At 64.4% G+C, this 25,140-nt stretch carries 26 protein-coding genes; 14 read left to right on the forward strand and 12 right to left on the reverse strand.

Annotated elements, in window-relative coordinates; all coding sequences use genetic code 11:
- Positions 1–25: 25 nt before the first annotated feature.
- Both CWE16_RS02800 and CWE16_RS02805 read left to right on the forward strand, forming a co-directional pair.
- On the forward strand, positions 26–739 hold the full coding sequence (locus CWE16_RS02800; RefSeq protein WP_131592737.1) for a hypothetical protein: 714 nt from the start codon (positions 26–28) through the stop codon (positions 737–739).
- Between the two features lie 5 nt (positions 740–744).
- Positions 745–1,560: a 3-deoxy-manno-octulosonate cytidylyltransferase family protein gene (locus tag CWE16_RS02805; RefSeq protein WP_131592739.1), complete on the forward strand. Its 816-nt coding sequence runs from the start codon at positions 745–747 to the stop codon at positions 1,558–1,560.
- Here the strand turns inward: CWE16_RS02805 and CWE16_RS02810 are convergent.
- From CWE16_RS02810 to CWE16_RS02820, 3 genes are read right to left on the reverse strand one after another with little or no spacing between them, the layout of a single operon-like run.
- Positions 1,557–2,429, reverse strand: a complete 873-nt coding sequence (locus CWE16_RS02810; RefSeq protein WP_131592741.1) for a sulfotransferase family protein — start codon at positions 2,427–2,429, stop codon at positions 1,557–1,559. The genes CWE16_RS02805 and CWE16_RS02810 overlap by 4 nt on opposite strands.
- Positions 2,422–2,985 carry a KdsC family phosphatase gene (locus CWE16_RS02815; RefSeq protein ID WP_131593033.1) on the reverse strand — a complete coding sequence of 188 codons (564 nt, stop codon included), beginning with the start codon at positions 2,983–2,985 and terminating at the stop codon, positions 2,422–2,424. Before CWE16_RS02815 ends, CWE16_RS02810 begins: the two co-directional genes overlap by 8 nt.
- A gap of 10 nt (positions 2,986–2,995) precedes the next feature.
- Positions 2,996–3,982 carry a KpsF/GutQ family sugar-phosphate isomerase gene (locus CWE16_RS02820; protein WP_131592743.1) on the reverse strand — a complete coding sequence of 329 codons (987 nt, stop codon included), beginning with the start codon at positions 3,980–3,982 and terminating at the stop codon, positions 2,996–2,998.
- A 77-nt stretch (positions 3,983–4,059) separates the two neighbouring features.
- Here CWE16_RS02820 and CWE16_RS02825 point away from each other — a divergent pair, with 77 nt between their 5' ends.
- The 4 genes from CWE16_RS02825 to CWE16_RS02840 are packed head-to-tail and all read left to right on the forward strand — an operon-like array spanning position 4,060 to position 10,481.
- Entirely contained in the window at positions 4,060–5,313 is a 1,254-nt protein-coding gene (locus CWE16_RS02825; protein ID WP_236629527.1) for an O-antigen ligase family protein, read from the forward strand.
- The gene (locus CWE16_RS02830) at positions 5,310–7,721 is read left to right on the forward strand and encodes a UvrD-helicase domain-containing protein (protein WP_131592745.1); all 2,412 of its coding nucleotides are present in this window, start codon (positions 5,310–5,312) and stop codon (positions 7,719–7,721) included. The genes CWE16_RS02825 and CWE16_RS02830 overlap by 4 nt, the downstream gene beginning before the upstream one ends.
- Before the next feature lie 4 nt (positions 7,722–7,725).
- Complete coding sequence (locus CWE16_RS02835; protein ID WP_131592747.1) at positions 7,726–8,979, forward strand: CCA tRNA nucleotidyltransferase; 1,254 nt, start codon at positions 7,726–7,728, stop codon at positions 8,977–8,979.
- Positions 8,976–10,481, forward strand: a complete 1,506-nt coding sequence (locus CWE16_RS02840) for a hypothetical protein (RefSeq protein ID WP_131592749.1) — start codon at positions 8,976–8,978, stop codon at positions 10,479–10,481. The genes CWE16_RS02835 and CWE16_RS02840 overlap by 4 nt, the downstream gene beginning before the upstream one ends.
- Here CWE16_RS02840 and selD read toward each other — a convergent pair.
- Together selD and galE are read right to left on the reverse strand one after the other, a co-directional pair.
- The gene (gene selD, locus CWE16_RS02845) at positions 10,429–12,582 is read right to left on the reverse strand and encodes a selenide, water dikinase SelD (protein ID WP_131592751.1); all 2,154 of its coding nucleotides are present in this window, start codon (positions 12,580–12,582) and stop codon (positions 10,429–10,431) included. The two genes, CWE16_RS02840 and selD, sit on opposite strands and share 53 nt — an antisense overlap.
- Complete coding sequence (galE, locus tag CWE16_RS02850; RefSeq protein WP_131592753.1) at positions 12,579–13,658, reverse strand: UDP-glucose 4-epimerase GalE; 1,080 nt, start codon at positions 13,656–13,658, stop codon at positions 12,579–12,581. Before galE ends, selD begins: the two co-directional genes overlap by 4 nt.
- Positions 13,659–13,735: 77 nt before the next feature.
- On the opposite strand from galE, the gene hisS reads away from it, so the two are divergent.
- From hisS to CWE16_RS02865, 3 genes are read left to right on the forward strand one after another with little or no spacing between them, the layout of a single operon-like run.
- A complete protein-coding gene (gene hisS / locus CWE16_RS02855; RefSeq protein ID WP_131592755.1) occupies positions 13,736–15,037 on the forward strand; it encodes a histidine--tRNA ligase in 1,302 nt (433 codons plus the stop codon).
- Positions 15,038–15,073: 36 nt separating this feature from the next.
- Positions 15,074–16,510, forward strand: coding sequence for a nucleotide sugar dehydrogenase (locus tag CWE16_RS02860; protein WP_131592757.1), 1,437 nt, complete (start codon positions 15,074–15,076; stop codon positions 16,508–16,510).
- Positions 16,507–17,613 (forward strand): NAD-dependent epimerase, encoded by a 1,107-nt coding sequence (locus tag CWE16_RS02865; RefSeq protein ID WP_330848517.1) that lies wholly within the window; start codon positions 16,507–16,509, stop codon positions 17,611–17,613. The genes CWE16_RS02860 and CWE16_RS02865 overlap by 4 nt, the downstream gene beginning before the upstream one ends.
- A gap of 89 nt (positions 17,614–17,702) precedes the next feature.
- Here the strand turns inward: CWE16_RS02865 and CWE16_RS02870 are convergent, their stop codons facing one another.
- From CWE16_RS02870 to CWE16_RS02895, 6 genes are all read right to left on the reverse strand, one after another.
- Positions 17,703–17,903, reverse strand: a complete 201-nt coding sequence (locus tag CWE16_RS02870; RefSeq protein ID WP_131455768.1) for a photosystem II reaction center protein J — start codon at positions 17,901–17,903, stop codon at positions 17,703–17,705.
- A gap of 11 nt (positions 17,904–17,914) precedes the next feature.
- Positions 17,915–18,034, reverse strand: coding sequence for a photosystem II reaction center protein L (locus CWE16_RS02875; RefSeq protein WP_131455770.1), 120 nt, complete (start codon positions 18,032–18,034; stop codon positions 17,915–17,917).
- 20 nt (positions 18,035–18,054) lie between these two features.
- Positions 18,055–18,192 (reverse strand): cytochrome b559 subunit beta, encoded by a 138-nt coding sequence (psbF, locus tag CWE16_RS02880; RefSeq protein ID WP_006853745.1) that lies wholly within the window; start codon positions 18,190–18,192, stop codon positions 18,055–18,057.
- A 3-nt stretch (positions 18,193–18,195) separates the two neighbouring features.
- Complete coding sequence (gene psbE / locus CWE16_RS02885) at positions 18,196–18,444, reverse strand: cytochrome b559 subunit alpha (protein WP_115018872.1); 249 nt, start codon at positions 18,442–18,444, stop codon at positions 18,196–18,198.
- A gap of 100 nt (positions 18,445–18,544) precedes the next feature.
- On the reverse strand, positions 18,545–19,537 hold the full coding sequence (locus tag CWE16_RS02890) for a photosynthesis system II assembly factor Ycf48 (RefSeq protein ID WP_131592759.1): 993 nt from the start codon (positions 19,535–19,537) through the stop codon (positions 18,545–18,547).
- A 102-nt stretch (positions 19,538–19,639) separates the two neighbouring features.
- Entirely contained in the window at positions 19,640–20,077 is a 438-nt protein-coding gene (locus tag CWE16_RS02895) for a rubredoxin (RefSeq protein WP_236629528.1), read from the reverse strand.
- A gap of 92 nt (positions 20,078–20,169) precedes the next feature.
- On the opposite strand from CWE16_RS02895, the gene CWE16_RS02900 reads away from it, so the two are divergent.
- From CWE16_RS02900 to CWE16_RS02910, 3 genes are read left to right on the forward strand one after another with little or no spacing between them, the layout of a single operon-like run.
- Positions 20,170–20,532 carry an NAD(P)H-quinone oxidoreductase subunit 3 gene (locus tag CWE16_RS02900; RefSeq protein ID WP_007100866.1) on the forward strand — a complete coding sequence of 121 codons (363 nt, stop codon included), beginning with the start codon at positions 20,170–20,172 and terminating at the stop codon, positions 20,530–20,532.
- Between the two features lie 13 nt (positions 20,533–20,545).
- A complete protein-coding gene (locus tag CWE16_RS02905; protein ID WP_131455774.1) occupies positions 20,546–21,316 on the forward strand; it encodes an NADH dehydrogenase subunit K in 771 nt (256 codons plus the stop codon).
- Entirely contained in the window at positions 21,313–21,873 is a 561-nt protein-coding gene (locus tag CWE16_RS02910) for an NAD(P)H-quinone oxidoreductase subunit J (protein ID WP_131455776.1), read from the forward strand. The genes CWE16_RS02905 and CWE16_RS02910 overlap by 4 nt, the downstream gene beginning before the upstream one ends.
- Here the strand turns inward: CWE16_RS02910 and CWE16_RS02915 are convergent.
- A complete protein-coding gene (locus CWE16_RS02915) occupies positions 21,867–23,189 on the reverse strand; it encodes a gluconeogenesis factor YvcK family protein (protein ID WP_131593040.1) in 1,323 nt (440 codons plus the stop codon). The two genes, CWE16_RS02910 and CWE16_RS02915, sit on opposite strands and share 7 nt — an antisense overlap.
- 276 nt (positions 23,190–23,465) lie before the next feature.
- Between CWE16_RS02915 and CWE16_RS02920 the strand changes: the two genes are divergently transcribed.
- Positions 23,466–24,209: an ABC transporter ATP-binding protein gene (locus CWE16_RS02920; protein WP_131455999.1), complete on the forward strand. Its 744-nt coding sequence runs from the start codon at positions 23,466–23,468 to the stop codon at positions 24,207–24,209.
- Between the two features lie 5 nt (positions 24,210–24,214).
- Positions 24,215–25,099 carry an MlaD family protein gene (locus tag CWE16_RS02925; RefSeq protein ID WP_131592763.1) on the forward strand — a complete coding sequence of 295 codons (885 nt, stop codon included), beginning with the start codon at positions 24,215–24,217 and terminating at the stop codon, positions 25,097–25,099.
- Positions 25,100–25,140 lie beyond the last annotated feature (41 nt).

Consider the following 25,140-nt stretch of genomic DNA (forward strand, 5'->3'; position numbering starts at 1 on the left):
CTGCGCGCGGCGGCAGAGGTTTGCGGTGGCAGTGACTCCGATCCCAATCTTCATCGGTTATGACCCGCGCGAGCGGGCAGCCACCAATGTGCTGCTTGACAGCCTTTATCAACACAGCACCACTCCCTTAGCGATGACTCCCCTGGTCACGCCTCAACTCGAGGCTCAGGGGCTCTACCGGCGGGAACGCGACCCGAAGCAGAGCACTGCGTTTTCCTTTACCCGGTTTCTGGTGCCCCACCTGATGGGTTACGAGGGCTGGGCTCTGTTCATGGATTGCGACATGCTCTGCCGCGCCGATATCAAGGCTCTGTGGGACCAGCGCGATGACCGCTACGGGGTGATGTGCGTGCAGCACGAGCATGTGCCTGGAGAAACGGTGAAGTTCCTCGGGGAGGTGCAGAGCGCTTACCCCAAGAAGAACTGGAGTTCACTGATGCTGCTCAACTGCAACCGCTGCACCAGATTGACGGTCGATTACGTGAACACGGCCACGGGCCTGGAGCTTCATCGCTTCCACTGGTTGGACGGTGACCATGAAATCGGCGCCCTCGACGCCGGTTGGAACCATCTCGTGGATGTGCAGGCGGCACCGACGGCTGCGGCGTCTGCTGGTGGCCCGGGGCTGCTGCACTGGACCCTTGGTGGACCTTGGTTCCGAGACCAGCGCACCATGGGTGGACCGCTGGCGGCGGAGTGGTTTGGCGCCCGGGATGACGCCATGAAGCTCTGGGACTGACGGCGATGGCCATGGCACGTTCAGTGGTGGCGGTTCCAGCCCGCCTGGCTTCTTCGCGATTGCCCGACAAGGTGCTGGCAGACATCGGAGGACAGCCGATGATTCAGCGGGTTTTGGAGCAGTGCGCCAAGGCAGACGGGCCGGCCACCGTGGTGCTCTGCACGGATAGTCAACGGCTTCAGGGTCTTGCCGAGGCCTGGGGCTTTCCTGTCTTGATGACATCAGAAGCGTGCAGTTCCGGCAGCGAGCGGATTGCTTCTGTCGCTGATCAGTTGGTCGCCCTGGCTTGGGATGAGCAGCCTGACGGCTGGGATGCCACCACCCGTGAACAGCGGCTGTCATCCACGGCGGTGATCAATGTGCAGGGGGATCAGCCGTTCCTGGATCCGGCCGTGGTGACCGCCATGGTGGCGGAATTCTCCCGTCGGGATCCGGTCCCTGCGGTGGTGACGCCGGTGTATCGACTGCAGCCGGACACGATCCATAATCCCGCTGTGGTGAAGACCCTTCTGGCCCATGACGGCCGTGCTCTTTATTTCTCCCGCTCGGCCATCCCCCATGTGAGGGATGTGGATCCTGCCGACTGGCATCGGCACTCCCCCTATTGGGGCCATGTGGGCATGTATGGCTTCCGCGGTGATGTGCTCGCTGGCTGGGACCAGTTGCCTGCTTCACCCCTGGAGGATTTGGAGCGGCTGGAGCAGTTGCGTCTGCTCGAAGCGGGGCACACGATCGCCACCTTCCGCGTGGAGGGCACGTCTCTGTCAGTCGATACGGCAGAGCAGTTGGAGGAAGCCAGGCGGATGGCAGGGGGGGCCTAGGTCTGACACCAGCGGCTGGCGGTCGGCCAGAGCTGCTCCAGGTTCGCGTTTGGCAGCACCCTGCGGACCGTCCTCAGATCTTCCGCGAGCTGCTCCCCCAGTTGAGCCAGGAGCTCTTCAGGGATTGGGTTGGCAGTGGCGCTCACATTCACCTTCTCGCTCCAGGCTGGTTCCTGGTATGGCACCTGGAGAAAGCTGCAGAGTTGCCCATAACTTTCAGCGCTGAACAGGGTTTCGAACAGGCCGATGAAACATTCCTCCAGTCCAAAGGTCTGCTCGAGCGCTTCCAGGGTCTGGGCGTAATTGCTGCGCAGCCCGCGGCCTTTGCTGATGCGTCGGCGCAGGGCGGCCTGCTCCGACTCGGCATCGCGCTGGCCCAGTTTGCGCAGCTTCATGCGTTGGCTGGAGATGATCCGTTCGATCGGATCGCGCATCAGGAAGACGGGGCGCACGGGAACCCCCCGCTGAGCAAAACCGCACTTGATCTCCCATAGGGCGTCGGCGCTCAGCAGGGCGTAGGAGGGGGTGATGTCGCCGGTGAGGCAGACCTTCCGACCAGGCCGGTGGGGGCGCCTCAGCAGCCAGGTGAAGTAGTCGTAATAGAGGCCAGGGCTGCGGATGAAGCACTGGCGGAGCCAGGTGCGCGGCTGCACCCAGCTGCGGGGCTGTCGCAGCTCCATGGGGACCTGCCGGAAGCGGGCCAGTTCCGGCACGCTGCGGGCGTCATGAACGTGATACTCCTTTAAAACGCCGAAATCGGCATCCTTGCGGTTGTGCAGCTGCTGATGCAGCCAGGTGGTGCCCGCTTTCTGGGCACCCACTCCGAGCAGAAACACTCCTGGACTGTCTGGAGAGCCGGTCTTAGTCATTGCGATCCCTCCAGCCTTGGCGGCTCAGGGTCTGCCAGTCGCCCCGGGCCTGCAGGATCCGTTCCGCCAGCTCGCGCACGGCGCCATGGCCGCCACGACGGCGAAGTACAGCGTCGGCCTGGCGGCGCAGGGGGCGGCAGGCATCGGCTGGGGCCAGCAGAAGTCGCACCTGGGCGCGCACGGCCAGATCGTTCAGGTCATCCCCCACAAAGGCTGTGCTCGCAGGGCTCACCTGCAATTGCCGCTGCAGGGCCTCCAGGGCCACGGGCTTGTCCTTGATTCCCACCAGGCAATGCTCAATGCCCAGCTGTCGCGCCCGCACCTCGGTGGCACCGCCGCGGCCGCCACTGAGAAAGGCCAGTTGAAGTCCGGACTGCTGGAGCAGGCGAAGGCCGAGCCCATCGCGCACATCGAAGCGCTTTTGCAGGACACCCTCAGGATCTAACCAGAGGCCGCCGTCGGTGAGGACCCCATCCACATCCAGCACCAAGAGTTTCAGCGCCGCCAGGCTGGAGCGCTGGCGCTGCCATTGCCATTCGCGCAGGACTGCTCGCATCAGCTCATCCTCAGGCCAGGCCGGCCTGGACCAGGTCATGGAGCCGCAGCAGCCCTTGCAACTGGCCGCTGGTGTTGATCACCGGCAACACAGAAATCGGCTTGCGTTGGTTGTGCTCCATGGTCTGGATCGCTTCCACCGCCAGTCGTTCGGCGCTCACCGTGATCGGATCGACGGTCATGAGGTCGGCGGCCGTGAGGCTGGCCCAGCACTCACTGCCGTGGTCGCGCAGGGCGCGTCGGAGGTCACCGTCGGTGATGAGCCCGATCAGCCTGCCGGCCTGAGCGGGGTCCTCCACCCAGCCGCTGCCGATTGCTCCTTGGGTCAGGCGACCAATCACCTCCAGTAATGGGGTCCCTGGTTGCAGGGGTGGCAGCTGGGCTGCGGGCACCATCAGGTCGGCCACGGTCATTGTGAGCTGTTTGCCCAGGGATCCGGCCGGGTGATTGAGGGCGAAATCAGCCGGCGAGATCCCGCGCCGCTCCATCCACACCGCGGCGAGGGCATCGCCGATCGCCATCGCCACCGCCGTGCTGGCCGTGGGGGCGAGGTTGAGGGGGCAGACCTCCCGATCCACCGAGGCCTCCAGCACCACATCGCTGCCCCGTGCCAGGGACGACTCGGCACGGCCCACCAGCGCGATTCGGGCGGTTCCTCGCCGCTTCAGGTGGGGCAGAACTTCCAGCAGCTCGCTGGTTTCGCCGCTGTTGGAGAGCAGCAGGCACACGTCATCGGGTGCCACGACGCCTAGATCGCCATGGAGGGCATCGAGGGGGTTGAGGTAGAGCGCCATCAGCCCGATCGAGGAGAAGGTGGCGGCGATCTTGCGCGCCACGATGCCGCTCTTGCCGACGCCAGTGATCACCAGCTTGGCCTTGCGGTCGGCGCAGCGCTCGAGCAGGGCCAGGGCTCCTTCCACCTGGTCGCTGCTCAGCCGTTCAGCGGCCGCGGCGATCGCGGCCGCCTCTTCCTGCAGGCAGCGGGTGAGTGCGGACACGCGAGCGGCCTCCAATTGAGCGCATTCTCAACCATGCCGGGTCTGTCAGGCTGGAGGGCCTTCTGAGGTTGCCGGGGGTGCTGAGCCAGATCAGAACGTTTGTTGGATCCCCCTGGCTGGATGCCCTGCTGCCCCTCTCGCTGCTGGGTCTGGCGCTGGAACGCAGCGAGGATCCTGCTGGCATGGTCTGGCTGCTGGCCCTTTGGTGTGGCCTCAAGTTTGCGTCCCGGCTCCCTGCTCAGCCGGCTTATGGGGTGTTGATCGGTGTGCTGATGGTCAGCCTCAGCGCCGTGCTGCATCCCCTGAGCGTGTCGTCACCAGCGGATCTGATCTTGGTGCTGCTGGCGTTCGCCGCAGGTCTGCAGCAGTCCGGCAGCCAATGGCGCATCGCCCTCTGGATGCTGCTCTGCGGCGTGCTGGTGTCGTTGCCCTTCATTGCCTGGGATCGCAGCAACGGCAATCTGGCTCTGATTCCCCTGGAGGCGCTTCGGGAGGCACTCCCGGAACAAGCCGTGAGGATTCAGAAGATCACCATCAATCGCTCGGGTTATCTCTTCGGTCTGTTCAGCCTGATCGGCTACGGCTTAGCCCGTAAGGAGTCTTGTCCACGGCTGGCCTGGCTCGCCGCTGCTGGTGGTGCTCTGGCTTACCTGCTCGCCTTCGCCACGGGATCACGCGCTGCGGCAGCCTTTCCGCTTGTGGCGGTGTTGCTCTGCGAGCTCTGCTGGCGCCATCGGCTTTGGGTCGCGCGCCGGTCAGGTTGGTTGGCCAGCTTGGTCCTGGTGCTGGCCTTGGCCTTCAATCTGCTGCTCTATGTCCCGTTGAGTCCACTGGCCAATCGCAATCCCAGCGATGCCGGGCGAGCCAGCGTCGCTCAGTGTTTCGTTCGGGAGTCCTTGCGTTCTGGTGCCGACCTCTTCTCCGGCAGTGGCTTTGATCGCCGTTCGGATCGCTGTCTGGCGATCACGGCTGCGATTCCTGGTCGTGATCGGGGCATTCCCCATGCGCATAACGCCTTTCTCCAGGTTCTTGCCGATCAGGGGGTACTGACGCTGACCCTGCTGATCGTGGTGCTCTGGTGCTCTCTGCAGCGTCTACTGGCTGGCTTGGTTGGCGCCGATGGTGCGATCGCCTTCGTCGGTCTGGCTTGTTTGTTGTTCATGGTGAGCTCGTCTCTGGTGGAGTCGACCCTGATCAAGACCTCCCTTCAGCAGGTGGTCAGTGGTTATTTGCTCGCGATCGCCTGGAGGCGTTCTTCAGGGTCACCGCAAGGGGGATCTCAAGCGCCAGAGCTGGCGGCCTCGACGGACTCCCATACCATCGACCCATGAGCTTTCTGGCAGGCCTCAATGACGCCCAGCGCCGGGCGGTGGATCACCATGAGGGGCCGCTGTTGGTGGTGGCGGGGGCCGGTAGCGGCAAGACCCGGGCACTCACCCACAGGATTGCGCATCTGATTGGAGAGCACGGTGCCGATCCGGCCCAGATCCTGGCGGTGACCTTCACCAACAAGGCGGCCCGGGAGATGAAGGAGCGGCTGGAGCTGCTGCTGGCCCAGCGGTTGGCGCAGAGCCAGTACGGCCAGCCCTGGAGCACCCTGCCAGCTGTCGAGCAGCGGCAGTTGCGCAGCCGCATCTATCGGGAGGTGACCAAGGAGCTGTGGATCGGCACCTTCCATGCCCTGTTCGCGCGCATGCTGCGCTTCGACATCGACAAGTTCAAGGATGCGGAGGGCCTGACCTGGACCAAGCAGTTCTCCATCTATGACGAGAACGATGCTCAGAGCCTGGTGAAGGAGATCGTCACCCAGGAATTGCAGCTGGATCCCAAGCGGTTTGATCCCAAGAAAACGCGATGGGCGATCAGCAACGCCAAAAACCAGGGTTGGCTGCCGGATGATCTGGAGGCCAATGCCGAGGGCCAGCGGGGCAAGCTCACCGCCGATGTCTATCGGCGCTACCGCAAAGCGCTGGCGGCGAACAACGCGCTCGATTTCGACGATCTGCTGTTGCTCCCTGTGCAGCTGCTCCAGCAGAACGACCAGGTGCGCGCCTACTGGCACCGGCGCTTCCGGCATGTGCTGGTGGATGAGTATCAAGACACCAATCGCACCCAGTACGAGCTGATCAAGCTGCTGGTGACCGATGGCCTCGATCCCCAGGTGTACGACAACTGGAGCGGTCGCTCGGTGTTTGTGGTGGGCGATGCCGACCAGAGCATCTACAGCTTCCGGGCCGCCGATTTCACGATCCTGATGGGTTTTCAGGACGACTTCGGCGACAAGGCCCCCGATGACAGCACCCGCACGATGGTGAAGCTGGAGGAGAACTACCGCTCGACGGCCACGATCCTGGAGGCGGCCAATGCCCTGATCGCTCACAACAGCGAGCGGATCGACAAGGTGCTGCGGCCCACCCGGGGCGAGGGGGAGCTGATTGCGCTCACCCGCTGCGATGACGAGATCGCGGAAGCGGAGGCGGTGGTGCATCAGCTGCGGATGATGGAAGCGGCCAATCCGGAGTTGAGCTGGCGCGACATGGCGGTGCTGTATCGCACCAATGCCCAGTCGCGGGCGATCGAGGAGTCGCTGGTGCGCTGGCGGATTCCCTATGTCGTGGTGGGCGGCCTGCGCTTCTACGACCGGAGGGAGATCAAGGATCTGCTCGCCTATCTGCGCCTGTTGATTAATCCAGCCGACACCGTCAGCCTGTTGCGGGTGGTGAACGTGCCCAAGCGGGGGATCGGCAAGACCACGATTCAACGGCTCACCGATGCTGCCAATCAGCTGGGGATTCCCCTCTGGGATGTGGTGAGTGACCCTGAGGCGGTGCGCTCCCTGGGGGGACGTTCCGCCAAGGGGCTGCTCCAGTTCTGCGAGCTGATCCAGGGCCTCAAGGACCGGATCCATGACGCCGCTCCGTCGGAGCTGATCCAGACGGTGATGGAGACCAGTGGTTATGTGAGTGAGCTGATCGCCGAGGGCACCGACGAGGCGGAGGAGCGGCGACGCAACCTGCAGGAACTGGTGAATGCGGCGCTGCAGTATCAGGAGGAGAACGACGAAGGCGATCTGGAGGGCTTCCTGGCCTCAGCCGCCCTGGCCAGTGATGCCGACAGCAAGGACACCGCCGCCGATCGGGTGACCTTGATGACCCTCCACAGCAGTAAGGGTCTGGAGTTTCCGGTGGTGTGTCTGGTGGGTCTGGAGCAGGGCCTGTTCCCCAGCTATCGCTCCATGGATGATCCGGCGTCGTTGGAAGAGGAGCGTCGCCTTTGCTATGTGGGCATCACCCGGGCGAAGGAGCGCTTGTTTCTTTCCCATGCCAGTGAGCGTCGACTCTGGGGTGGGATGCGTGAGCCGGCGGTGCCGAGCGTGTTCCTGTCTGAGTTGCCGGAAGCGCTGGTGCAGGGAGAGATTCCCCGTTCAGGCGGAGCGGCGTTGCGGCGAGAGCAGCGGCTCGACCGCCTCACCCGCGTGGATCGCGACGACTCCCGCAGGGTGGAGGCTGCGGGTTCCGCCGGTGCCCCTGCCAATGCGGTGCGCAGGCGCCAGGCCGGTCCGGCACCGGGCAAGAGCTGGAGTGTGGGTGACCGGGTGATTCACGCCAGCTTTGGGGAGGGAGAGATCACCCACACCTTCGGTAGCGGGGAGAAGGTGTCGATTGCGGTGAAATTTGCCGGGATGGGGCCCAAGATCCTCGATCCGCGCCTGGCGCCGATCGAGCCGGCCGGGAGCTGAAGCTGTGGAGCTCCCCGGCATTCCCCCAGGCTTGCTGGTCACTCTCCAGACCACGGCAGTTGCCAGTGGGATCTCACGTCTAGCCCTGGTGGGCGGAGCCGTGCGTGATGCCCTGCTGCACCACGAACACCTGGACCCCTGGCGGGGCCTGCCGGATCTCGACCTGGTGGTGGAGGGGTCGGCAGCAGGGCTGGCGGAGGCTTTACGCCAGGTGTGCGGTGATGAACGGGTGCCGGAGCTGCGGGCCCATGGGGCCTATGGCACCGTCGAGCTGGTGCTGGATGGGGTGCTGCTTGATCTGGCCGGAGCGCGTCAGGAGCAGTACCCGGCCCCTGGTTTCAACCCTGTGGTGGAGCCCGGCCCCCTGGAGCGTGATCTGGAACGTCGCGACTTCACCGTGAATGCGATGGCCCTGGAGTTCCCCCTTCTGGAGGGGGGCGAGCCCCGCTTGTTGGATCCCCATGGTGGTCAGCAGCATCTGGCCCGTCGGGAGCTGATGTTTCTGCATGCGGGAAGCGTTGCCGATGACCCCACCCGGCTGATCCGGGCGGCCCGCTACGCCGCCAGGTTGGGGTTTGAACTGGCCCCTGAGGCTTTGGATCAGGTGGGCAGCACCCTGGCGGTCTGGCCCTGGGGGTGGCGACCGGGAGATCCGCCGAACCAGGCGCCGCCCGCCTTGGCCACCCGCTTGCGCATGGAGCTGGAGTTGTTGCTTGGGAAAGAGCCCTGGCCCGTCGCCCTCGAGCATCTGCAGCGTTGGGGTGCCTTGGTGCTGCTCGATGACGCCCTGCAGGCGGACACTCGTTTGGTCCGACATTGTCATCAGGCCCAACGGCTTGGCGTGCCTTTGCTCACCGCTCTTGTGGCCGCAGCCTCCGACCCTGTCGCCCTCGCGGCTCGCCTGCAATTGCCCCAGCAGCAGCAGCGTGACCTCGAGGCGTTGCTGGCCTTGCGCCACTGGTTGGCCCAGCAGGACCGCCAGTCAGGGTTGGCTGGCTGGACAGCGGTGGATTGGACACAGGCGTTGGAAGCGCGCGCGTTCAGCCCCGACGTGGTGGCGCTGGCCGTGGGAGCCCTGCTCAGGGAGGGTGGGCAGACGGCCTGGCGGCCGCTGCTGCGCTGGTGGGGGCGCTGGCGTCATGTCAGTGCCCCGCTGTCGGCGCGCCAGCTGATCGCTCAGGGTTGGATGCCAGGGCCTGCCCTCGGGGCTGAACTGGACCGCCAGCGCCTGCAGGCGCTTCGGGCGCAGCAGCGATGAAAGGAGGCGCCGTGAGCCGCGTGCGCTGGGCTGCCGCTTTGCTGGCTCTCGTCTGTGCGGCGTTTGCCTTCAAAGCTCTGGCCTTGATCGACGCCACGACCCTCTGGAGTGATGAGCTCTACAGCGTCGGCAAGAGCTTTCAGCCCAGTTATCCCAGCCTGTTGGCCATGCTCCGGGAGGACACCCATCCTCCGCTGTATTACTCCCTGCTCTGGTTCTGGGGGCGGTGGCTGGATCCGAGTGCCGTCAGCTTGAGGTTGCTCTCCTGGCTGGCCTATGGGCTTGGGGCTGTGCTGATCAGTCGTCAGGCCTGGGCCCTGGCACCGCCAGCAGTGGCTGGACGGGCAGCCGCTCTCGCGGCGCTGCTGGCCTTCTGCAGCCCTTACCCCGTGCGCTTCTCGATCGAGGGCAAAAGCTACGCCCTGCTGGTGCTGCTCGTGGTGCTGGCTCTGGTGGCCCGACGACGCTGTCTTCAGAGCGGTCGCTCGACCACAGACTTGGCTGCCTATGGCCTTGCTCCCTACGCACTAGCGGTGGCGGCGGCTGCCCTCACCCATTTCTATGGGCTGTTTCTGTTCGCTGCTGCGGCCCTCTGGGATGGTTGCCGCCGTCGCTGGGCGCTGGCCAGCTGTGCCCTGATGGCCCTGTTGCCCGCCGTGGCCTGGATTGGCTACGCCTCGGCCTATCTGTTCAGTTCCCGATCGGGGAGTTGGATCGGTCGGCCCGATTTCGCTCTGCTCGAAGACACCCTCGCTCGGGCGCTGGGCCCTTGGCCGCTGCCCAAGCTCGCGCTGTTGCTGCTGATGCTGTGGGCCTTGGGACGCTGGGGACTGTCTCAGTCTGCTGCTGGGGCCAGGCAGGCCCCGGCTCCCCGCCTGCAGCGACTGGCCGATTCAACCGGTCTCGGCCCGTCGTTGCTGATGGTGCTTGGGGTGGTGCTGCTGTCCTGGGTGAAGCCGTTGGCCTTCAGTCGCTATTTCGTGGTGTTACTGCCGGCCCTGGTGCCCTGGTTGAGCGTGCGGGCTGCTTGTCTTCCCCTGAATGGGCGTGGACGTGCCCTGGCTCTGGTTGGACTCGCACTGATGCTCGGCCTCTGGTGGCAGCAATCCTTCGCTGCTCTTGATTCGGAGGGCGGCAGTCGGGAGGCGGATCAATTCCGGGCGATTAGTCAGCTCACCGCCGACCAGCCTGAGCGCTACAGCCCCCGCCCGCGGCTGCTCAACCTCAGCGATCGCATGGAGTTGGCTGCCGGCAGGATTCAGCCACCTGTTTCTAGCTGGGGAGACGATGATGCGCTCCGCACTCGCCTCCACCGTGATCCGTTGCCTGAACAGATCTGGCTGGCGGCCAGTGGCCCCGACGCTGTGGTGCGTCGCCGACTGAAACCCCTGGGCCGAGAGCTGGAGGCAGCTGGATTCCGTTGCCGCACCCTCACATCCGCTCCTCGCTTCAGCCAGGTGTTGCAGTGCCGATCTGCTGCCAGTCCGTCTGGGGATCCCTGAGCAACGCTTCAGCCAGGGCAGGCCCCACGGCAAGCAGAAGCGGGCCGCAGGTTTGGGGATCGACCAGTAGCTCGAGCAGGGCCCGATGCCTGCTGCTCCCTGGAGGGATCGCATGCAGATTCAGCGCCACGGCAGCGGGCTGTGCCCCTGTCCCATCCAGGAGCGACCAAGCCCGTCGGTTGGCGGGAGCGAGGCTGCTGCTATGGCCGGCCTCCAGCAGGGCAAAAGCACCGGGTAAAGCTGGGATCGCAGCTCCATCAAGCTGGAGCTGCAGGCGGTGACCATCTGAAGTGGAAGGGCCGAGCATTTCACCGAGATGGCCCAGGAGGCCGAATCCGGTGATGTCCGTGGCGGCATGGAGCTCGCCCGGGTGGGAGCGCTCGAAGCGGCGCAGCCTCTCCACCATGGTGTGCTGGCTGTTGGTCATCTGGGCCAGGGCGGTATCAAGATCCTCGGGGCGGGTGGCTCCAGCCATCGACGCCGCGAACAGCACACCAGTGCCGAGTGCCCGACTCAGCAGCAGCACATCCCCGGCCTGCAGGCCCCGTTTGGGCCAGGGCCGCCGGGTCGGTGCACTGTTCACCGTCAGCACCACCTGCACCCCCAGGCTTGGGGAGCCATCTGTGGGTGCAGAATCCCGCGCCTCGAGCGTGTGACCGCCGATCAGGGCGGCTCCCTGCTCCTCGAGGGCAGCGCGCAGACCCGCGAGGGTTTGGCTGAGGAGCCATTGCTGCACCCCAGCATCCGCCCGGGGCAGGGTGATCACCGCCTGGGCGCTCTGCACAGTGGCTCCACAGGCCCAGAGGTCGGAGCTGGCATGCAAGGCGGTGAGGCGACCGTTGAGCCAGGGGTCACTCACCAGGGCGGGGAAGCCATCCACGCTCTGCAAGATGGCACTTCCTTCGCCGGCTGGGTCAGCTGTCAGCTGGGCGGCATCCTCTGGAGCGCTGCCAAGGTGAGCGAGTCCAGCTGCGCTGAGGGCTGTCTCCAGGGCGGCGGCGGGCAGCTTGGCGGCGCAGCCCCGGCACAACATGGCGTCCCCGCCTTCAGAGCGGGTCCGCATGCTCCCCTGGAACTGGAAGCGTTCCATGAAGCGCCTGTCGATGCGTTGTTTCCAACGCCAGAGCAGCGGGTGGGGGCCCACCAGCCAGCGACCCCAGAGGGCCCAGGCCGTGGGCTGTCCGTTCCGATCAGCGCCTCCCAGCAGCTGCAGGGCCCGGCGTTGGGGACGCCAGCGCTGCAGCGGTCTCCGTTGGCTGCTCGCTTCCAGGTTGCGGGCGAGGGGGGCAGCGGCCCGCACCGCCCAGACGCCGGACGGGGGACGTGGGGCGCTGCGGATCACGGCGCAATCACCGCTGGCGAAGACATAGGGTTGGCCGATCACCTGCAGGGAGGAGTCCGTTTGCACACGCCCCTGGGCATCCACCGGCAGGCCAGCTCGCTCCAACCAGCTGGGCGCGCGGCTTCCGGTACAGCGCAAGCCGGGTCCATCGCTGCTGAGGTTGGAGCCGACCAGCCAATCGATCTGCGCCTCCTCCAGGGCCCTTTGCAGGTTGGGGTGGGGGTGATCGGAACGGGCGATGAGCTGCAGGGGGCGTTGCGGCCAGCGTTGTCGCATGGCGAACGCCACCTCCACGCCGGCCAGGCCGGCCCCAAGGATCCGGAAGGGCCCCTCCTTTTTTGACCGCTGGGCATCCTGCGTCTGCAGATAGGCAAGGGCAGGTTCCAACGGTTTGATGGCCTGCTGGCTCTGCTCCGACGCCCGGCTGATCGCGCCCACGTCCAGGCTCAGTTGATCGAAGGCCAGTGCCGGTCGATCCTTGAGTTGAAGCAGACGTCGTTCGAGATCGAGCCCCGTGATCTCGGCCACCACCAGGATGACCCCGGCTTGGTCGGCCAGTTGGCGCAGATCGATCGTCACCTCGTCACGGCTGTAGCGGCCTGCGATCAGCCCGGGCACCATCCCGGAATAGAGGGCGGTGCTGTGGCGGTTCACTAGGGTGATCAGTCCGCGGGGCCGCTTGTGGGGCTGCATGGCCCAGCGGCGCAGTACCAGGGCATGGCTGTGGCCGCCACCGGCCAGCAGCAGGTGGCCGCTCATGCGGCCTCAGCGTCGAGGTCGTATCCCTCGGGGTTGCCCTGCTGCCAGATCCAGCCGTCGCGGCAGATCTCTGCGAGGCTGCGTTGGGTGCGCCAGCTGAGCCGCTGCCAGGCCGCCGTGGGATCCGCCACGGTCACGGCTGCATCACCAGGCCGTCGTTCGCTGATCGTGAAGGGAATCGTTCTGCCGGAGGCCTCCTCAAAGGCGTGGATGACCTCCAGCACCGAGGCCCCTTGGCCGCTGCCCAGGTTGAGGGTCAAAACTTGGGGTGGCTCAGATACAAGGGTCTCCAGCGCAGCGCGATGGCCGTCGGCCAGATCCATCACGTGGATGTAATCCCGGATGCAAGTCCCATCGGGGGTGGGCCAGTCGCCACCGAATACCGAGAGTTCCGGGCGACGCTGAACCGCCACCTGACAGAGATAGGGAAAGAGATTGTTGGGAATCCCGTTGGGTGCTTCGCCGATGCGTCCTGAGGGGTGGGCGCCCACGGGATTGAAGTAACGCAGGCAAGCGATTCGCCAGTGGTCGGGCGCTGCGGCGCTCAGATCATGCAACATCCTTTCCACAGCAGCTTTGGTGTGGCCGTAGGGATTGATCGGCTGCACCGGAGCTGATTCCGGAATCGGCACCTGGTTGGGAGACCCATAAAGGGTGGCGCTGCTGCTGAACACCAGGGTGTGACAGCCATGACTCTCCATGGCCGCCAGCAACGCCCGGGTCCCATTCACATTCACATCCCAGTAACGCAGAGGGTCTTGCACCGATTCCCCCACCGCTTTGAGGCCAGCGAAATGAATCACCCCTGACAGCGGTTCACCCTTGGCAGAGGCCGTTGCAAACAGCTGGTTCAGAGCACCATCGTCCCGAATGTCTCCTTCAATCAGCTGCAGCCGGCCGCTCCCGCTGCCAGATCGGAGCTGCACGCCCGCCAGTTCGGCCACCCTTTGCAGGGCGACCGGCGCGCTGTTGCTGAAGTCATCCAACACCGTGAGGTCGTGACCGGCATCCAAAAGCACCACACAGGTGTGACTGCCGATAAATCCGGCACCTCCGGTGATCAGAAGACGGGCCATATTCAGACCCTATGGCAGGGAGAGGGGTCTTGTCCCCCCCTCCGCCGGGCAGACTGGACCACTGCCATAGGAATTGCGTGAGTCAGCTGCAGAGCCTGCGCGGCATGGTCGACCTGCTGCCGGAGCAGACCCGCCGCTGGCAGGCGGTTGAAGCCGTCGCTCGGGACCACTTCCGTCGTGCTGGTATCGAAGAGATCCGCACCCCTCTGCTCGAGGTCACCGAATTGTTTGCCCGTGGCATCGGTGAAGGGACCGATGTGGTGGGTAAGGAGATGTATTCCTTCCTCGATCGCGGTGAGCGTTCCTGCACCCTGCGGCCGGAGGGAACAGCCTCCGCAGTGCGGGCGGCGGTGCAGCACGGTCTGCTGAGCCAGGGCGCCCAGAAGCTTTGGTACGCCGGGCCGATGTTCCGCTATGAGCGTCCCCAGGCAGGGCGGCAACGCCAGTTTCACCAGATCGGCGTGGAGTGCCTAGGGGTGAGCAGTGCCCGCAGTGACGTGGAGGTGATCGCTTTGGCCTGGGATCTGCTCGCCGCCCTTGGCGTGCAGGGCCTGGAGCTGGAGATCAACAGCCTTGGCACCCCTGAGGATCGTCAGCGCTACCGCAACCAGCTGGTGGCGTGGCTGGAGGCGCGGGTGGATCAGCTCGACTCTGATTCACAAGAACGGCTGGCGACCAACCCCCTGCGCATCCTCGACAGTAAAAACAAAGCCACTCAGGCTCTTTTGGTCGATGCTCCTACCCTGCTCGAGGCCCTCAGCCCGGAGAGTGCGTCGCGGTTCGAGCAGGTGCAAGAGCTGCTCAGCCAGCTGGGGATCCCGTTTCAGGTCAACACTCGGCTGGTCCGTGGCCTCGACTACTACGGCCATACCGCCTTCGAGATCACCAGCGATCAGCTTGGTGCCCAGGCCACCGTCTGCGGGGGCGGCCGCTACGACGGCCTGGTGGAGCAGCTGGGCGGCCCGGCAACCCCCGCGATCGGTTGGGCCCTTGGGATGGAGCGGCTGCTGCTGGTGCTTGAGGCTGCGGCCCAAGCGGATCCTGAGGGCCCTGCTGCTCGGCTCACGGCCCCGTCGCCTCCCACGGTGTATCTGGTGAACCGCGGTGAGGCGGCGGAGTCCGCTGCCCTGGGCGTGGCCCGCAGCCTGCGTCAGCTTGGCCTGTCCGTTGAGCTCGATGGCTCCGGTGCCGCCTTCGGAAAGCAGTTCAAACGAGCCGACCGCAGCGGTGCGGCCTGGGCCGTGGTGATCGGCGATGAAGAAGCGGCCGCCGGTGTGCTCCGTCTCAAGCCCTTGCTTCGGGAGGGTGAGGAGCAACGCTTGGCCTTGAACGCACCGTCTGAGCTGGCTGAAGCTCTATGCCAAGCCGAACAGCGATAACCTGCCCCGATCTTCTGCGCGTAGATACCCGTCGCAATGACCGCCACCTCCATCCGCTCCATCTGCTGCATCGGTGCCGGTTACGTCGGAGGCCCGACCATGGCTGTGATTGCGGACCGCTGCCCCGACGTGCAAGTGACCGTCGTCGATATCAACCAGGCCCGCATCGATGCCTGGAACGATGAAGACCTGAGTCGCCTACCGGTCTACGAGCCGGGGCTTGATGCGGTGGTCGGCCGTGCCCGTGGCCGCAATCTGCACTTCTCCACTGCTGTCGAGGAGGCGATCGCCGCTGCAGACATGGTGTTCATTTCCGTGAACACCCCCACCAAGACCAAGGGCCTGGGCGCTGGTCAGGCCAGTGACCTGCGTTGGGTGGAAGCCTGCGCCCGGACGGTCGCCAGGGCTGCCAAGGGTCACACGATCGTGGTGGAGAAGAGCACCCTTCCGGTGCGAACGGCGGAGGCGGTGAAAGCAATCCTTAGCGCCGCCAGCACCGAGGGCGGCGAGCGCAGCTTCTCCGTGCTTTCCAATCCCGAATTCCTGGCGGAGGGCACCGCGATTCCTGATCTTGAATCGCCGGACCGGGTTCTGATTGGTGGCGAACACCCTGAGGCGATTGATGCGCTTGCCCAGGTGTATGGGCAGTGGGTGCCTCAGGAGCGAATTCTGCGCACCAACCTCTGGAGTAGTGAACTCTCCAAACTCACGGCCAATGCCTTTCTGGCTCAGCGCATCAGCTCGATCAATTCGATCGCTGCCCTCTGCGAAGCCACCGGTGCTGATGTGCGGGAGGTCGGCCGTGCCATCGGCACTGACAGCCGAATCGGCCCCAAGTTTCTCAATGCAGGCCCTGGTTTCGGAGGCAGCTGCTTCCAGAAGGACATTCTGAATCTGGTGTATCTCTGTCGACATTTCGGGCTTCCCGAGGTGGCGGACTACTGGGAATCAGTGGTCAACCTCAACACCTGGCAACAGCACAGGATCGCTCGCATCGTGGTGCAGAAACTGTTTGGCACTGTCACGGGCAAGCGACTGGCCATTCTTGGTTTTGCCTTCAAGGCTGACACCAACGACACCCGCGAAGCTCCGGCGATTCGGATTGCCCGTGACCTGTTGGAGGAAGGTGCGCAGTTGGCGATTCACGACCCCAAGGTTGAGCCAGAGCAGATCGAGCGCGACTTGAATCTCCCAGCTAGTGAGGCCCCTGATGCTGAGGCAGGACCCACTCGGGCCGCCCTCAGTGGTGAAGGGACCTGGTGGAGCAGTGCCGAAGTGGCTGATGCAGTGGCTGGAGCTGATGCCGTGCTGATCCTCACCGAGTGGAAGCACTACCGCCAGCTCAACTGGGATCAGCTTGCCCCTCTGATGCGGAAGCCCGCCTGGGTGTTTGATGCTCGCGCTGTTGTTGATCCTGCAGCGGTGGCTGCTTCAGGATTGAAACTCTGGCGTGTGGGAGACGGCGACGCGTGACAGGGATTCCTGCTGCCACAGGGGCCGCTGCCGTTAGTCGACCCATTCTCGTGACTGGTGCCGCAGGTTTCATCGGTGCCGCCCTCTGCCAGCGCTTGCTGGCCCGCGGTCAGCGCGTGATCGGAATTGACAATCTCAACAGCTATTACGACCCGGCTCTCAAGCGGGCCAGGCTGAAGCAGATCGAGGCCTTGCTCGTCGGCTCATCTGGAAGGTCCACGCCCTCCCCTGGGCAGCCGTCGACTGCGACATCGTCCTGGCGTTTTGAACAGCTGGCTCTTGAAGATGGCGATGCCCTGTTGGCGCTTTTCGCACAGGAGCGGCCCGGGGTGGTGGTGAATCTGGCTGCTCAGGCCGGAGTGCGTTATTCGCTCGAGAATCCTGCCGCCTACATCCAGAGCAATCTGGTGGGCTTCGCGAACATCCTGGAGGGCTGCCGCCATCACGGCGTCGACAACCTGGTGTACGCCTCGAGCAGTTCGGTGTATGGCGGCAACCGCAACCTGCCCTTCCATGAGCGCCAGCCGGTGAATCACCCGGTGAGCCTCTATGCGGCTAGTAAGAAAGCCAATGAGTTGATGGCCCACACCTACAGCCATCTCTACGGCTTACCTGCAACCGGCCTGCGTTTTTTCACTGTGTATGGCCCTTGGGGCCGACCCGACATGGCGCCGATGCTGTTCGCCAAGGCGATTCTGGCTGGCGAACCGATCAAAGTCTTCAACCACGGCAAGATGCAGCGGGATTTCACCTACATCGATGACATCGTGGAAGGGGTCCTGCGCTGCTGCGACAAGCCCGCCACCGCGAATCCCAACTTTGATGCGCTGGATCCTGATCCCGCCACGGCGGCGGCCCCCCACCGGGTGTTCAATATCGGCAACAGTCAGCCCACCGAATTGCTGCGGTTCATCGAGGTGATGGAGCAGGCCCTGGGGCGTAAGGCGATCAAGGATTTCCAGCCGATGCAGCCGGGTGATGTGGTGGCAACAGCCGCTGATACTGCCGCTTTGGAGTCATGGGTGGGGTTCAGGCCTTCAACACCCATTGAGGAGGGTGTTGATCGCTTTGCCCGTTGGTATCGCGAGTTTTACGGCGTTTAGCCTTCCGCTTCAGCAGCGAGAGCCTCATCAATAAAAAACCGCTGGGGTCAACCGGCGGTTCAAATGATTGATGGGTTGTAAAGCCGCGATCAGGCGGAACCGACGCCGGTGTAGGAACCGTAGAAGAACAGGCCCACCACAAAGATCACCGCCATGCCACCGGCTGTGGCGACGAGCCAGAGGGGAAGCACGCCTTCGGTCCAGCGGGAGCGCCAGGCAACAGCTGGGCGACCGTCGGGAAGGCGGTCGGGGATACGACCGTCAGGCAGGTTGGATTTCTTGCCGCTCATGACTCAGTTCCTCAGTTGAAGAAGTAGCTGGAGAACAGAACCCCGGTGGTGAACACCAGCAACAGCCCCAGATAGAGGCTGGTGCGGTTGAGTTCCACCGGCAGGTTGTTCGGATTGGGATTGCGCTGCATGGGGAGATCCGTTGGGTTGATCAGCGGCGGATGAACTGCATGGCAGCCAGGGCGCCAAGGAAGAACACCGTGGGAACGCCCAGGGTGTGCAAAGCGAGCCAGCGCACCGTGAAGATCGGGTAGTTGCGCGGCGTGGAGGTGGCGGGAGTCTGCGTCATGGCTTATTTCAGGCGAACGTCAAGCTGGGACTTGCCTTCATAGCGCTGGCTCACAACTGGAGCCTTGCTCTCAGACGCCTGGAAATAGGCATCTGGGCGAGGTGTTCCGAAGGCGTCGTAAGCGAGGCCGGTGGACACGAACAGGAACCCAGCGAGGAAGATCGCGGGCAGGGTCACGGCGTGGATCACCCAGTAGCGAATGCTGGTGATGATCTCAAAAAACGGGCGTTCCCCGGTGGAGCCGGCAGCCATGGCTTCGGGCGTATCAGCTCCGGGATCCTAAGGCGCGAAGCCGAAGGGCCGGGGCTGGCGGCGGGGCTTGGTTACACAGCGTTGTGGCTTTCGCCGGCCCTCAACCCTGCCAGCGCAGCAGGATGCCGCGCTCGCCGAGCAGGAAGGCTTTGCCATCAGCGGTTTCAAAGCGAGTGAAGTTGGAGGGTTGCTCCGCACCCACAGGGTCCCGCTGCCAGCTGTCGCCGCCATCGCGGCTGAGCAGCAGCGTGCCGTTGCCGCCTCCGGCCCAGATCGTGCCGTCAGGCGTCCAGGCCAAATCCATGTAGCCATAGCCGTTGGTGATGGGGATCACCGGCTTGCTCCAGCTTTCGTTGTCGCCCTGCTCGCTGTTGAAGCGAATCTGGGCGCCGCGGGCCAGCATCCACAGGCGGCCGTCGGGCTGGAAGCCGATGCTCTGCAGCCGCTGGCTGCTCACCCGCTGGTGCACCTGCCAGACGTCTTGGCCGGGATCCCAGCTGGCGTAGAAATTGCCCAGGCTGCTGACACTCACATAGCGGCCGTCGTCACTGCGGCGCAGATCGCGCACGGCACCGGCCGCGTCGCTCACCTCGGCCTCCCAGCTCCCGCCTCCATCACGGGTGCGATACACGGCGCCCACGTTGGTGGCGAGCTCGGCGCTGTTGGGTCCGAGCGCTGTGATCAGATAGGGCTCACCTGGCAGCTTCGTGTCCAGGAAGAGGCGGGTCCAGTTGCTGCCACCATCGCTGCTGTGCATCAGCAGGCCAGGCTGGCCTGCGATCCAGCCGTCATCGCCGTCGAAATCGATGCTGATCAGTCGGAAGTTTTCCTCTTCAGGCAGATCGAGGCTGCGCTCACTCCAGCTGCTGCCGCCATCGTTGGTTTCCAGGATCATCCGGTTGCTTCCCACCAGGAAGCCATGGTTGGCATCGGTGAACGCCACATCCAGGGGGTTGGCCTGGGTGTGTAGATCGATCGGTTGCCAGGGGCTGGTCTCCGCTGCAGCGAGACGAGTGGAGACACAGCCGCCGAGACCGAAGCCGATGCAGGCCACCAGCAGCAGGTTGAAGAGGGGAGCAAGCAGTCGCTTCATGGGGAGAGAGGCAGGTCCTTTGAACGGGTTGGCTGTCAACGCAGTAGCTGTGAACGCAGCGGCTGTAAACCCAGCGGCCATGAAGGCAATGACTGGGTGAGGTCAGCGCAGGGAATAAAGGGAGAGGAAGAAGGCGAAGGCGAGGGCAAGGCTGCCGAAGATCAACACATTCTTTTGGCCGGGGGTGAGTCGGTTCACACCGAGCCCGTAGTTGAGGTTCTCCTCGAAGCCGCTGGCTTTGGAGCGGGGGCCGATGTCCCGGAAGGCGCCCACCTTGCTGCGGCACACCGGGCAGCGGAAGCTGATCGCATCGAGATCCACGAAGGCGGTACCGGTGGCAATCCCCAACTTTTTGACACCCTCATCCGGGTCGTAGACGTAACCGCAGCTGCGGCATTCGAAGCGGTGGGTGCGTGGGTCGCTGGTTTCGGCGACAGGTTGCTCCCCTTCAGAACCAGTGGCCCCCTGTTCGGAAACAGCCTGTTCAGAGGCCGCCCGTTCGGAAAAGGGTTCTGGAGCTGTGCTCTCGTCGCTCACCATGGATCGGCCGGGCCCCGCAACTCTATCGGGGGCATTCCGCAACAGAGGGTGGCGGTGAATGCCAGACTGCCAGCCAGATCGGGCCTGCCCAGATGTTTGCGCTGCCGGGTTATGACGCCTTTCTCGGGTTTCTGCTGATCGCCGCGGCAGTGCCTGTGCTGGCGTTGGTGACCAACAAACTGTTGGCACCGCGCAGTCAGCAGGGGGAGCGCGAGCTCACCTATGAATCCGGCATGGAGCCGATCGGTGGCGCCTGGATTCAGTTCAACATCCGCTACTACATGTTCGCGTTGGTCTTCGTGATCTTCGACGTGGAAACGGTGTTCCTCTATCCCTGGGCGGTGGCGTTCCACCGCCTCGGGCTCTTGGCTTTCATCGAAGCCTTGATCTTTATTGCCATTCTGGTCGTGGCACTGGCCTATGCCTGGCGCAAGGGCGCCCTCGAGTGGAGCTGAACCGATGTCTGAGATGACCACCCCTTCCCTCTCAACAACGCCCTCCATCGATGCTGTGCGCGACCTGCGCGCCGCAAGTTGTGGCCCCGTCGCCGGTGCTGCGGAGGGAGCGCCGGCAGTCACGAGCGATCTGAGTGAGAACGTCATTCTCACCAGCCTGGATGACCTCCACAACTGGGCCCGCCTCAGCAGCCTCTGGCCCCTGCTGTACGGCACGGCCTGTTGCTTTATCGAGTTCGCGGCCCTGATCGGCTCCCGCTTTGATTTCGACCGATTTGGTCTGGTCCCCCGCAGTTCACCGCGCCAGGCGGACCTCTTAATCGTGGCCGGCACCGTCACCATGAAGATGGCCCCGGCGCTGGTGCGGCTCTACGAGCAGATGCCGGAGCCCAAATATGTGATTGCCATGGGGGCTTGCACGATCACCGGCGGCATGTTCAGCGCCGACTCCACCACCGCGGTGCGGGGGGTCGACAAGCTGATTCCGGTTGATCTGTATCTCCCCGGCTGCCCTCCTCGCCCGGAAGCGATCTTTGATGCGGTGATCAAGCTGCGCAAGAAAGTGGCGAATGAGTCGGTGGCGGACCGCCGTCAACTGCAGCAGACCCACCGCTATTTCACGGTGCAGCACGCCATGCAGCCGATCGAACCCGCCGTGACCGGGGCCTATCTGCGCGCTGAAACCCAGGTGGCTGCCCTCAAGCCCGGCATCGGCCTGGCGATGCCCGCCGTGCCCAGCACCGAACCTTCCGAGACCGCCACCGCACCCGCCGAATCGTCATGAGCGCGACTCCCGACAACAAGCCCGCAAGCGAAGCAGCGGCAGAAACCACCGTTCCAGCAGCACCTGAGCCCGGCCCTGTCAGTCAGTGGCTCAGTCAGCAGGGATTTGACCATGATCTGCTGCCTGCCGATCACATCGGCACGGAAACCATCGGTGTGGAGGCGATGTTCCTGCCGGTGATCGCCGCCGCGCTCAAGAGCCACGGGTTTGATTACCTCCAGTGCCAGGGCGGCTACGACGAGGGCCCAGGAGAGCGGTTGGTCTGCTTCTACCACCTGGTGGCCATGGCTGAAGTCACCGAGGGTGGGGCCCAGGCCGTGCGTGAAGTGCGCCTCAAGGTGTTTCTCTCCCGGGAAGGTCAGCCCAGCGTCCCCAGTCTTTATGGCCTCTTCCGTGGAGCGGATTGGCAGGAGCGAGAAACCTTCGACATGTTTGGGATTCAATTCGAAGGCCATCCCCATCCCAAGCGGTTGCTGATGCCAGAAGACTGGAAAGGTTGGCCCCTGCGCAAAGACTATGTGCAGCCCGATTTCTACGAAATGCAGGACGCTTACTGACTATCGCGTTTGTGTTTGCGGTAGAAACGCATCACGGCCAGGGCAAGGCTGCGTGGATCGTGTCGGAGCGTGGCTGTGGGCCTCGCTCCTTGCAGGGGTGCCTCGGTCACGTCGTAGCCCTCCCGCTGCAAATGCAACCGGTCGCAGGTCACGGGCTCGGCACCGCGTTGTCGGTAGTGGGCGATCAGTGGCGATTCCGCCAGGGGTTCCTGAGCAAGCACCGCATGGAACAGCCGCTGGCTGATTCCGAGTGAAGCGAGCTGGGCTTCGATGGCGCGCAGATGACCGCTCACATCCAGGCCATCGGTTTCCCCGGGCTGGGTCATCAAATTGCAGATGTAAAGCCGTGGTGCTCGGCTGCGTTGAATCGCCGTCACCAGTTCAGGCACGAGCAGATTCGGGAGCAGGGAGGTATAGAGGCTTCCTGGGCCAAGAAGGATCAGATCGGCCTGAGCGATCGCCTCAAGGGCCCTGGGAAGTGCTGGAGGCTGTTCGGGAAGGCAGCCGAGGCGCACGATCGGGCTCGGGGCCTGGCCGATCGCTGATTCGCCTTCGAGGCGGGTGCCGTCCTCCAGCTCCGCCCAAAGCCGCACATCCACGTTGGTGGCCGGCACCACCTGACCTTGCACCGCCAACACCCGGCTGGAGGCGGTGATCGCCGTTTCCAGGCTGCCGGTGATCGCCGTGAGCGCCGAGAGGAACAGGTTTCCGAAACTGTGGCCTTCTAGGCCGCCACCGGCGGAGAAGCGGTACTGAAACAGCTTGGTGAGCAGGGGCTCTTCGGTGGAGAGGGCCGCCAGGCAGTTGCGGATGTCGCCGGGGGGCTGCACGCCCAGCTCCCGTCGCAACACCCCGCTGCTGCCGCCGTCATCGGCCACGGTCACGATCGCTGTGATGTGGCTGCTGTAGCGCTTGAGGCCGCTGAGCAGGGTGGACAACCCGGTGCCGCCACCGATCGCCACGATGTTGGGGCCCCGGTTGAGCCTGCTTTTGGCCCGCAGGGCATCCACCAGCACGGTGTCTTTCTCCGGGGCGAGCGCCTGCTGGATCGAGCCGAAGCTGCGGCTTTGCCCCCACAGCACCAAACCGATGCCGATGAGCAGCACCAGGGGGCCGGTGATGCCTCTTGGCATTACGCGGGTGATCCAGCTGAGTCCTTCCTGGATTGCCCAGAGGGTCCAGTAGATCGGCTGCAGATCGGCCCAGACAGCGGCCCCCAGCAGCGCCATCACCAGGCCGATTCCGGAGGTGAGCAGCCAGCGCTTCACCACCAGCCCGGGTTGGAGCCAGCGCACCGCGCGCCTGGAGCGGCTCACCAGATCCTTCTGGCGCAGAGTCCGCTCCTGAACAGCCTGCTGCCGGCGCCGGTTGCCGCGTCGCTCGCGGCGCTGGGTGGGTGGAATCGGCGCGGTCAAACGGGCGTCTTCAGTGATTGCCTTAGCAGGAACTGTACGGAAATTGCGCTGTCCCACCACTGTCCCTTGCCAGCGCAGGCAGGATGTGGCGGTTGCACGTCCAATTCCGTGCCTGAGCCCACGGCCAACACTCCTTTCATCGCGCCCTGTCCTGTGGTGGAGATGCGCAATCTCACCATGCAGTGGGGACCGAGGCCTGTGCTGGATGCGGTCAACCTCACGATGCAACCTGGAGAGCGTCTGGCTGTCGTGGGTCCTTCCGGCGCGGGCAAGTCCACCGTGTTGCGTCTGCTGGCGGGCCTGCAACTGCCCACCTCAGGCGAGTTGCGTCTCTTTGGTCAGCCTCAGATTTATCGCCGCTTGGATCAGCGTCAGCCCCCTGATGTGCGCCTCGTGTTTCAGAACCCGGCGTTGCTGGCCTCTCTCACCGTGGAGGAGAACGTCGGCTTCCTGTTGATGCGGCTGGGACGGCTGCGGCCCCGGGAGATCCGTGAGCGCGTGATGCAGTGTCTGGAAGCGGTGGGTCTGAATGATGTGGCCGACAAGTATCCGGGTCAGCTCAGCGGCGGCATGCAGAAGCGGGTCAGCTTTGCGCGGGCCCTGATCGACGACCCCGACCGTGCCGCTGATGCGATGCCCCTTCTGCTCTACGACGAACCCACGGCCGGTTTGGATCCTGTGGCCTGCACGCGCATCGAGGACCTGATTGTGAAGACCACCACCGTGGCCAATGGCTGCTCCGTTGTGATCAGTCATGTGCGCAGCACGATCGAGCGTTCCGCCGAACGGGTCGTGATGCTCTACGGCGGCAAATTTCGTTGGGATGGCTCGATCGACGAGTTCCGCTGCACCGACAATCCCTATGTCGAACAGTTCAGGACCGGTAGTCTGCGCGGACCGATGCAACCCTCCGACCACTAACCCTTATGCGTCGCAGCGTTCGTGAGGCCATCGTTGGATTCTCAATCGTGGGGGCGGTCACGGCATTTGCCGGCACCATGCTCTGGCTCAGAGGTGTGCGTCTCGGCGCGGAAACCTGGACGGTGACCGTGGATTTCGCCGACGCTGGCGGTCTGGCTGAACGTTCCCCCGTCACCTATCGCGGCATCCTTGTGGGGGTGGTCAAGAACATCCAGGTCACCCCTCAGGCGGTCCGCGCCACCCTTGAAATCGATCAGGAGGATTTACGTCTGCCCTTGCCGGTGTCGGCAAGCGTGGGAGCTGCTTCGTTGCTGGGCGGTGATGCCCAAGTGAACCTGGTTAGCCGTGGCAAGCCGCTGGCGGCCAACGCTCCCTTGCCGAAATCGAGAAACTGCGCCGGCAGCGGTGTGCTCTGCAATGGTGCCGCGATTCGCGGACAGCAGGCCGCCAGCCTCGACAGCGTGACCGCGTCGCTGCAGCGTCTGCTGTCCCAGGCCGAAAAGGAAAAGCTGGTATCGCGTCTTGTGGAGTCGACCGATGAGTTCGATGCCACAGCCCAAGACATTCAAAAACTGATCCAGCAGCTCAGCGCTGAGCTGGAGCGAGCCGAGCCCACGATCAACAACCTCAACCAGGCCACGGATGATGCCGCTAAGGCGGCGGCCCACATCCGCAACTTGGCGGCGGCCCTCGATAACCCGAAAACCGTCAGTGAGCTGAAGCGCACGGTGAGCAACGCTGAGTCGCTGACGCGCAAGATTGACACCGTCGGCGGTGATGTGGAGAAGCTCACCTCTGACCCCAAGTTTATGAAGGCCGTTCGGGACGTGACGATTGGCCTGGGCGCCTTCTTCCAAGAGCTCTACCCAGCCCAAACCGGCAAGCCCTGAGGGCGCTAACCCTTTGGCCTGGGCTCCCGTAACGGAGGCGT

The sequence above is a fragment of the Synechococcus sp. BS55D genome, assembly GCF_004332415.1.
Taxonomy (GTDB): Bacteria; Cyanobacteriota; Cyanobacteriia; order PCC-6307; family Cyanobiaceae; genus Synechococcus_C.

What these genes read in the sequence shown, in the direction of transcription:
- CWE16_RS02895 (WP_236629528.1), bottom strand. Translation starts at nt 20,077, where the DNA reads ATGGTGAGCGACGAGAGCACAGCTCCAGAACCCTTTTCCGAACGGGCG.
- CWE16_RS02860 (WP_131592757.1), top strand. Translation starts at nt 15,074, where the DNA reads ATGACCGCCACCTCCATCCGCTCCATCTGCTGCATCGGTGCCGGTTAC.
- CWE16_RS02810 (WP_131592741.1), bottom strand. Translation starts at nt 2,429, where the DNA reads ATGACTAAGACCGGCTCTCCAGACAGTCCAGGAGTGTTTCTGCTCGGA.
- CWE16_RS02920 (WP_131455999.1), top strand. Translation starts at nt 23,466, where the DNA reads ATGCAGTGGGGACCGAGGCCTGTGCTGGATGCGGTCAACCTCACGATG.
- galE (WP_131592753.1), bottom strand. Translation starts at nt 13,658, where the DNA reads ATGGCCCGTCTTCTGATCACCGGAGGTGCCGGATTTATCGGCAGTCAC.
- CWE16_RS02870 (WP_131455768.1), bottom strand. Translation starts at nt 17,903, where the DNA reads ATGAGCGGCAAGAAATCCAACCTGCCTGACGGTCGTATCCCCGACCGC.
- CWE16_RS02875 (WP_131455770.1), bottom strand. Translation starts at nt 18,034, where the DNA reads ATGCAGCGCAATCCCAATCCGAACAACCTGCCGGTGGAACTCAACCGC.
- CWE16_RS02900 (WP_007100866.1), top strand. Translation starts at nt 20,170, where the DNA reads ATGTTTGCGCTGCCGGGTTATGACGCCTTTCTCGGGTTTCTGCTGATC.
- psbF (WP_006853745.1), bottom strand. Translation starts at nt 18,192, where the DNA reads ATGACGCAGACTCCCGCCACCTCCACGCCGCGCAACTACCCGATCTTC.
- CWE16_RS02805 (WP_131592739.1), top strand. Translation starts at nt 745, where the DNA reads ATGGCCATGGCACGTTCAGTGGTGGCGGTTCCAGCCCGCCTGGCTTCT.
- selD (WP_131592751.1), bottom strand. Translation starts at nt 12,582, where the DNA reads ATGAGCGGCCACCTGCTGCTGGCCGGTGGCGGCCACAGCCATGCCCTG.
- CWE16_RS02905 (WP_131455774.1), top strand. Translation starts at nt 20,546, where the DNA reads ATGACCACCCCTTCCCTCTCAACAACGCCCTCCATCGATGCTGTGCGC.
- CWE16_RS02840 (WP_131592749.1), top strand. Translation starts at nt 8,976, where the DNA reads ATGAAAGGAGGCGCCGTGAGCCGCGTGCGCTGGGCTGCCGCTTTGCTG.
- CWE16_RS02925 (WP_131592763.1), top strand. Translation starts at nt 24,215, where the DNA reads ATGCGTCGCAGCGTTCGTGAGGCCATCGTTGGATTCTCAATCGTGGGG.
- CWE16_RS02910 (WP_131455776.1), top strand. Translation starts at nt 21,313, where the DNA reads ATGAGCGCGACTCCCGACAACAAGCCCGCAAGCGAAGCAGCGGCAGAA.
- psbE (WP_115018872.1), bottom strand. Translation starts at nt 18,444, where the DNA reads ATGGCTGCCGGCTCCACCGGGGAACGCCCGTTTTTTGAGATCATCACC.
- CWE16_RS02830 (WP_131592745.1), top strand. Translation starts at nt 5,310, where the DNA reads ATGAGCTTTCTGGCAGGCCTCAATGACGCCCAGCGCCGGGCGGTGGAT.
- CWE16_RS02890 (WP_131592759.1), bottom strand. Translation starts at nt 19,537, where the DNA reads ATGAAGCGACTGCTTGCTCCCCTCTTCAACCTGCTGCTGGTGGCCTGC.
- CWE16_RS02815 (WP_131593033.1), bottom strand. Translation starts at nt 2,985, where the DNA reads ATGCGAGCAGTCCTGCGCGAATGGCAATGGCAGCGCCAGCGCTCCAGC.